Annotated in this window: 2 protein-coding genes; both read left to right on the forward strand. The window is 75.3% G+C overall.

Translation table 11 applies throughout. The features are described 5' to 3' along the window. Window positions 1-324, forward strand: a 324-nt coding sequence (locus tag EBH09_RS14200) for a DUF4129 domain-containing protein (protein ID WP_153182661.1), incomplete at its 5' end; no start/stop codon positions are given. After that, a partial coding sequence (locus tag EBH09_RS14205) for a DUF4350 domain-containing protein (protein ID WP_193776290.1) occupies window positions 321-1274 on the forward strand: 954 nt, incomplete at its 3' end. The genes EBH09_RS14200 and EBH09_RS14205, both read left to right, overlap by 4 nt.

Genomic DNA, 1274 nt, shown 5'->3' on the forward strand with positions numbered 1-1274 from the left:
CAAGCCGTCCAGGAACGCATGCGGGCCGTCGTCCGCGCTCTGGAGGAACGCGCCCTCCTCGACATCCGCCCCGGCCGCACCGCCGACGAGGCGGCAGCCGAGGCGGGCCGCGCCATGCCCGCCCACGGCGCCCCGCTGCGCGCCGCGGCCCGCGACTTCGACGACGTCACGTACGGCGGCCGCCCCGGTACCGAGCAGTCGTACCGGCGCCTCACCGAACTCGACCGCGACCTGGAACGCGGCAAGCCGCGACTCGCAAGCAGCACGACCGCCAGTACGACCGAAAGCGCGGACCCGAACACCCGCCCGGGAGCGGCCGAATGACCACCGAGGCCACGCTCCCCACCACCTCGGCCTCGCCCACCGCACGCCAGGTGTGGACACGCGCGCGGGGCATCACGCTCGCGCTCGTCGCGCTGCTCGTCGCTGCCGTCGCGATCGCCGCCATCCGCTCCGACGCCCGGCACGGCGAACTCGACCCACGCTCCGCCGACCCCTACGGCAGCCGGGCCGTCGCCGAACTCCTCGCCGACCGGGGCGTGTCCACGCGCGTGGTCGACACCCTGGACGACGCACGCGCCGCGGCCGGCCCGGACACCACCCTGCTGGTCGCCGTCCCCGACCTCCTGACCGAACGCCAGCAGACGCGGCTGCGCTCCGCGACCGAGGGCTCCGGCGGCCGTACCGTCCTCGTGGCCCCGGGCGGCCCCGCCGTCGAACGGCTCGCCCCCGGCGTCACCGCCGACCCCGCGCTCAGCCTCGACTCGACGCTGGCCCCCGACTGCGACCTGCCCGCCGCCCGCCGCGCGGGCAGCGCCGACACCGGCGGGATCCGCTACAGCAGCGCCCACGTCGAAGCCGACGCCTGCTACCCCAGCCGTCGCCTGGCCACCCTGCTCCGCATCCCCGAGACATCCGCAGAGACGGCCCAGGAAGGCACCCCGGGAGACACAGTCGTCCTCGGCGCCCCCGACATCTTCTACAACAACCACCTCGACGAGCACGGCAACGCCTCGCTCGCCCTCCAACTCCTCGGCTCCCGCGACCACCTGGTCTGGTACCTCCCCTCACTCACCGACGCCACCACCCCGGACGACGAGCGCAGCTTCTTCGACCTGCTCCCCTCCGGCTGGCTCTGGGGCACGCTGCAGCTTTTCGTCGCCGCCGCCCTCGCGGCCCTGTGGCGGGCACGCCGACTCGGCCCCCTGGTGCCCGAGAAACTCCCCGTCGCGATCCGCGCCTCCGAAACCGCCGAGGGCCGCGCCCGCCTCTAC

It is taken from the genome of Streptomyces sp. E2N166 (assembly GCF_003671715.1).
Taxonomy (GTDB): domain Bacteria; phylum Actinomycetota; class Actinomycetes; order Streptomycetales; family Streptomycetaceae; genus Streptomyces; species Streptomyces thinghirensis.